Here is a 6,474-nt window from a genome sequence, read left to right as displayed (position 1 = left end):
GCTATTATTCAACTTCTTGAGTATCTTAACGATGGCTACGAATGGATAGTGGATATTGACTTGGAAAAGTTCTTCGATACAGTTCCACAAGATAGGCTGATGTCCTTAGTACACAACATTATCCAAGATGGGGATACGGAATCACTGATTCGGAAATATCTCCATTCAGGTGTCGTGATTAAGGGTCAACGTTATAAAACATTGGTCGGTACCCCACAAGGCGGGAATTTGTCACCTCTCTTGTCTAATATCATGCTCAATGAACTAGATAAGGAGTTGGAAAAACGAGGTCTTCGTTTTGTTCGCTACGCAGATGACTGCGTCATCACAGTTGGTAGTGAAGCATCCGCCAAAAGAGTTATGCACTCCATTAGCCGATTTATCGAGAAGCGATTAGGATTGAAGGTCAATATGACTAAGACAAAGATTGTGAGACCTACAAAACTCAAGTATTTAGGCTTTGGCTTTTGGAAATCTCCGAAAGGCTGGAAATGCCGTCCCCATAAAGATAGTGTACAGAGTTTTAAGCGCAAGCTGAAGCGACTAACGACGAGGAAGTGGAGCATTGACCTAACGACACGGATTGAACGATTAAATTGGGTTATCCGCGGTTGGGTAAATTACTTCTCACTTGGTAATATGAAGACGATACTGACGCAAATAGATGAGCGTTTACGAACTCGTATCCGAGTAATTATCTGGAAGCAATGGAAGAAAAAATCGAGACGACTATGGGGACTTCTGAAACTAGGTGTTCCGAAATGGATAGCCGATAAAGTATCTGGCTGGGGTAACCACTATCAACTAGTGGTACAGAAGTCAGTCTTAAAGCGAGCTATATCAAAACCAGCCCTCACTAAAAGAGGACTGGTTTCTTGTCTAGATTTCTATCTTAAACGACATGCGTTAAAAGTTAATTGAACCGCCGTGTGCCGAACGGCACGCACGGTGGTGTGAGAGGGACTAGAAATTAGTCTCTACTCGATGAAAGTGGAATTTTTTGCAAAAAAGCTTGTAAATTATACAAAAACTATGTATAATATTCACATCAAGATAAGAGGAGATAAAACATGAAAGTAACAACAATCTTTAAAGGCTTGACGGCCCTAGGGCTGGCTCTTAGTTTAGCCGCTTGTGGCAGCAGTACAGCTTCGACGCCAGAGGCTATTCAGGAAAAGGGCAAGCTGGTGGTTGCGACCAGTCCGGACTATGCACCCTTTGAATTCCAGACCTTGATTGATGGTAAAAACCAGGTGGTCGGTGCAGATATTTCTCTGGCGCAGGACATCGCGGATGAGCTGGGGGTCGAGCTTGAGGTTTCGACGATGAGCTTTGATAATGTGCTCTCTACCTTGCAGAGTGGTAAGGCGGATCTAGCCATTTCAGGTCTGACCAGCACGCCTGAGCGGGAAGCCGTTCTCTCCTTCTCAGATTCCTACTATGAAAATGGGCACTCACTCTTGGTTCGGGCGGCAGACAAGGATCTCTACAAATCCTTGGATTCGTTTAAAGGCAAAAAAGTCGCGGCTCAAAAAGGTTCGATTCCAGAACAAATGGTGAAAGATCAGCTAGCAGATGCGCAATTGCTGTCACTCCAGGCTATGGGTGAGGCGATCAATGAGTTGGTTGCTGGCAAGGTCGATGCAGTGGCCATTGATAAGCCAGTTGCCTTGGGCTATGTGAGCCAAAACAAGGACTTGGCGATTGCTGAAGCGGGCCTCAAAACAGATGAGTCCCAAGGAAATGCAGTGGCGATGCAAAAAGACAACAAGGAATTGCAGGCGGTCGTCAACAAGGTGATTGCCAAAGTGAAAAAAGACGGTAGCTACACCAAATATCTAGAAGAAGCCAGCAAGTACACAGCAGCAGAATAGGAGCAAGGGATGAATCTAAACAAGATCTTGAAAAAAGTGGGTTTGTTAGCCATCGGTCTAACCCTAACGGCCTGCGCTAGCGGCTCCGCCACAGCCAGTCCAGAGGCTATTCAGGCTAAGGGTAAGCTGGTGGTTGCCACCAGCCCAGACTATACGCCCTTTGAATTCCAGACCTTGATTGATGGAAAAAACCAGGTCGTTGGTGCAGATATTTCTCTGGCGCAGGATATTGCCGATGAGCTAGGTGTGGACTTGGAAGTCTCTGCCATGAGCTTCGACAATGTCTTGACCAGCATCAGTAGCGGCAAGGCTGACCTCGCCTTAGCTGGACTGTCCAAAACCCCAGAAAGAGAAGAAGTTGTAACCTTCTCGGATTCCTACTATGAAAATGGTCGGGTGCTCTTGGTCCGCTCTGAAGACAAAGATGCCCTCAAAAGCCTCGACAATTTCAAGGGCAAAAAAATCGCCGCCCAGAAGGGAACCTTGGAGGAACAACTGGTCAAGGAACAACTGACCTCCTCAGAAGTTATCTCCCTTCAAGCCATGGGAGAAGCCATCAACGAATTGGTCACTGGCAAAGTCGACGCAGTCGCCATTGACCAAGCCGTGGCCACAGGCTACACCTCTCAAAATAAGAAACTAGCTATTTCAGATGCAGAACTGAAAACCCAAGAAACCATTGGCACAGCCGTTGCCATGCAAAAAGGCAACAAAGACCTTGCAGCCGTTGTCAACAAGGTCATCGCCAAGGTGAAAAAAGACGGCAGCTATGCCAAGTACCTAGAAGAAGCCAGCACCTATACGGTTGTGGAATAGGTTAAGAACAAATTGAAGCATACAAAAAGCGAGATTCAGGGGGTGGATCTCGCTTTTTGTTGGGGTAAGGATGGTGGGGGTGCAATGACCAGCTTGCAAAGTTTTGTCAATGAGCTAGTACTTGTTGTATAATAGTAGCTATGAATACCAAACCAAGGGCAGCTTATGTCCATATTCCTTTTTGTACACAAATCTGTCACTATTGTGATTTTTCTAAAGTTTTTATCAAGAACCAGCCGGTGGATGATTATCTGCGGGCTTTACTTACGGAGATTCGGGCTTATGAGCCTGGTCCGGTGGACACGCTCTATATTGGGGGTGGGACGCCGTCGGCCTTGTCGGCTGCCCAGTTGGAGTTTCTCTTAGAGGGGCTGGCTTCGATTTTTGATATCAGTCAAGTTCAGGAGTGGACCTTGGAGGCCAATCCGGGTGACTTGTCTCAGGATAAGATTGAGGTGATGGCCAAGGCTGGTTTAAATCGGATTTCGCTCGGGGTGCAGACCTTTAATGATCGCGAATTGCGCCAGATTGGCCGGATGCACCAGGAGAAGGATATCTATGAAAATATCGACCGGCTGAAGGCGGCTGGTTTTCATAACATTTCCATTGATCTGATCTATGCCCTGCCAAACCAGACCATGGAGCAGGTGAAAACCAATGTGCAGAAGGCTTTGGCCTTAGATATTCCTCATATGAGTCTCTATTCCTTGATTTTGGAAAACCATACGGTTTTTATGAATCGTATGCGTCGGGGGCAGTTGAATCTACCCCAGGAGGACTTGGAGGTGGACATGTTCCATTACATTATCAATAGTCTCAAAGAGGCCGGTTATGATCATTATGAGATTTCGAATTTTTGTCGGCCGGGTTATGAAAGTCGCCACAATCTTATGTATTGGGATAATGCCGAATATTATGGTCTGGGGGCGGGAGCTTCGGGCTATTTAAATGGAGTCCGTTACCGGAATCATGGGCCAATCCGCCATTACTTGAATGCGGTTGAAGCAGGGAATGCGCGTGTTTATGAGGAGAAACTCAGTCTCAAGGAGCAGATGGAGGAGGAGCTCTTTTTAGGGCTACGCAAACGTGCGGGGGTGTCAATCCAGCGTTTTGAGCAAAAATTCCAGCGCTCGTTTGAGGACGTTTATGGACCGATTGTAGCTCAAATGCTGGAAGAAGGTTTATTGATCCGCGAAGGAGACCGTCTGCGGACCAGTCAGAAGGGACTTTTCCTGGGCGACACGGTTGCCGAACGATTTATCTTGGAGTAAGACAGAAGAGGAAGAAGCAAGATGTATAAAGGTTATTTATTGGATTTAGATGGAACGATTTACCGTGGGACGGAGCTGATTCCTGAAGCGCGTGATTTTGTCAAGGAGCTGCAGGCGCGCGGCCTGCCCTACCTTTTTGTAACCAATAACACCACGCGCCGGCCCGAGGTCCTACAGGCCATGCTGGAGGAACGCTTTGACCTCCAGGTTCCCCTATCCACCCTTTACACAGCCAGTCTTGCGACGGTTGATTATATGGTGGATAAAAATTTAGGGAAGACGGCTTACGTTATTGGCGAGGACGGGCTAAAGGCGGCGATCTACGAAGCCGGTTTTGAGGAAGATCCTATCAATCCCGCCTATGTGGTGGTCGGACTAGATACGGAGTTAACCTACGAAAAAGCCAAAATTGCCAGTCTGGCAATTCAAAAGGGAGCCCACTTTATCGGCAGCAATCCCGACCTCAACATCCCGACTGAAGAAGGACTCTTACCGGGTGCCGGATCCCTGGTTCGTTTTATCCAAGCCAGCACGCGCGTCGAGCCTGTTTATATCGGTAAACCAGAGGCCATCATCATGGAAAAAGCCTTGGAGCGGATTGGCTTGAGCAAGGACGAGGTTGTGATGGTGGGGGATAACTACATGACGGATATTCGGGCCGGTCTTGATAATGGAATTGCCAGTCTACTCGTTTTAACCGGCTTTACCCAGGCAGAAGAGGTACCGGATCTACCAATTCCACCGACCCATGTAGTGACCTCCTTGGCAGAATGGAGTTTTGATGACTAGGCGGTCTTGGATTGCTGGTTTATTGATGAGCTTCTGGGGGCTATCGGCCTCCATTTTACTAACCATCTGGATTTTTGATTTGGCCTATCCCCTGTTTCTGGACATCTGGGCTCTGCCTAAAAGCCTGGGCTGGCCGGCTGAACGTCTGGCTCGGAATGTAGATGTCCTGATGGATTACCTCACCCTGCCTTGGATCAACCAGCTCAAGTTCCCAGACCTACCGGCATCTGAGTCAGGCCTCTACCATTTTCAGGTGGTTAAGTATCTGTTTCATTTCTGCCAGCTGGTCTTTGTCGGCACCAGTTTGGGAATTGCTGTCCAAAAATCCTGGCTCTGGGTACCGGCTAGCTGGTACCGGCTTTGGGCCTTGATTCCACTGGGCTTGGGCTTTTTAGCGGTACTGGTGGGCTTTGACCAGTTCTTTATTTGGTTCCACCAGGTCCTCTTTCCCGGCGACCAGACCTGGCTTTTTGATCCCCGTCTAGATCCGATTATTCTCCTATTGCCTCAGGATGTCTTCCTTCTATCTTTTATCTGCTGGGGCATCCTTTATGAGCTATATTTTTCCCTTTGTTTTTTTGCAACTAAAAAATCTGGCCGATCGTAAAGAGCCAGATTTTGGTTCTTTTGCAAGTTGTGTGGAATTCCTGAAAACCGATAGTCATGGAATTTGATAATTGTAGCTTTTTAATGACTGTACCCTGGCTTCTTTCGAATTTCTATGAGATGCTTCCCCTGTGGTGGGGGACGGCAGCGATCTCTAACGAGTTCCATGCCTTAGTCGGGAACCGAAGTTTCCCGACTCCCCCCGATTCCAAGCTGGCAAGCTTGGAATCTTTTCAGTACGACGGGCATGTCGTATATCTGAGGTGCAAGTCCTCTGTGGGCACCTGCTACCGGTGAACCCAATAGCGACTCCCAAGCCTGACTATCGTGAGGTAGCGGGGAGAGGAAGGGATAGCGAAATCGTGGCTCTACGAACAGAAATGTGATATGAAGGCGTATGTAGTGGATGAGGAGGCTGAAAACTCTAAAGTCCCAAAAGGTAGTCGTAACCTATATGCGTAGATCACGAGAGTAAACGAGGAAAGATATACGACTTATCCCGTGAGGTCTCATGAGCGTCGTAGACGTAGTAACAACGAATCATGAGAAGTCAGCCGAACCCATAGTAGTGATGAAGTTTCTGTAATGGAAATGGAGCGAAGGGGCGAACAATTAACCGAAGTAATCCTACTTCACTTGTGTCTGTAAAAGAACGGTCTGATAGAACTGGAGACGGTCACGTATTGACTAGGAGAAGGTTCACGAATCTAAGATGTCCCTCAGACACCGAAACAAGAAAGGAATACGCACATGTCAGAATTGCTAGATAAGATATTATCTCGGAACAATATGCTTGAAGCCTATCATCAGGTAAAAAGAAACAAGGGTTCTGCTGGTATCGACGGAGTTACCATTGAGGAAATGGATAATTTCCTACGGCAACATTGGCGAGAAACCAAGGAACTTATAAAGCAGAGGAAGTACAAACCTCAACCAGTTTTACGAGTTGAAATTCCTAAGCCAAATGGTGGCGTCCGAAATCTTGGAATCCCTACAGTCATGGACAGAATGGTACAACAAGCGATTGTTCAAACCATCAGTCCAATCTGTGAAAGACACTTCTCAGAGTATAGTTATGGCTTTCGTCCCAATCGCTCTTGTGAGACAGCTATTATTCA

The 6,474-nt window shown here is 47.2% G+C and carries 7 protein-coding genes; all 7 read left to right on the top strand.

What is annotated here, in order from left to right; all coding sequences use genetic code 11:
• Positions 1-921, top strand: a 921-nt coding sequence (locus tag HZY94_RS02680) for a reverse transcriptase domain-containing protein (RefSeq protein ID WP_179924909.1), incomplete at its 5' end; no start/stop codon positions are given.
• Positions 922-1,070: 149 nt separating this feature from the next.
• Complete coding sequence (locus HZY94_RS02675; RefSeq protein WP_179924908.1) at positions 1,071-1,874, top strand: ABC transporter substrate-binding protein; 804 nt, start codon at positions 1,071-1,073, stop codon at positions 1,872-1,874.
• Between the two features lie 9 nt (positions 1,875-1,883).
• Positions 1,884-2,690 (top strand): transporter substrate-binding domain-containing protein, encoded by an 807-nt coding sequence (locus HZY94_RS02670; RefSeq protein WP_179924907.1) that lies wholly within the window; start codon positions 1,884-1,886, stop codon positions 2,688-2,690.
• A 140-nt stretch (positions 2,691-2,830) separates the two neighbouring features.
• Entirely contained in the window at positions 2,831-3,961 is a 1,131-nt protein-coding gene (gene hemW / locus HZY94_RS02665) for a radical SAM family heme chaperone HemW (protein WP_179924906.1), read from the top strand.
• Positions 3,962-3,982: 21 nt separating this feature from the next.
• Positions 3,983-4,750 (top strand): TIGR01457 family HAD-type hydrolase, encoded by a 768-nt coding sequence (locus HZY94_RS02660; protein ID WP_179924905.1) that lies wholly within the window; start codon positions 3,983-3,985, stop codon positions 4,748-4,750.
• Positions 4,743-5,357, top strand: coding sequence for a TIGR01906 family membrane protein (locus HZY94_RS02655; protein ID WP_179924904.1), 615 nt, complete (start codon positions 4,743-4,745; stop codon positions 5,355-5,357). Before HZY94_RS02660 ends, HZY94_RS02655 begins: the two co-directional genes overlap by 8 nt.
• 749 nt (positions 5,358-6,106) lie before the next feature.
• On the top strand, positions 6,107-6,474 hold a 368-nt coding region (locus tag HZY94_RS02650), incomplete at its 3' end, for a reverse transcriptase domain-containing protein (protein ID WP_257151889.1).

The sequence above is a fragment of the Streptococcus danieliae genome (assembly GCF_013415245.1).
Taxonomy (GTDB): Bacteria; Bacillota; Bacilli; order Lactobacillales; family Streptococcaceae; genus Streptococcus; species Streptococcus danieliae_A.
This window is presented reverse-complemented; position numbering and strand designations above follow the sequence as displayed.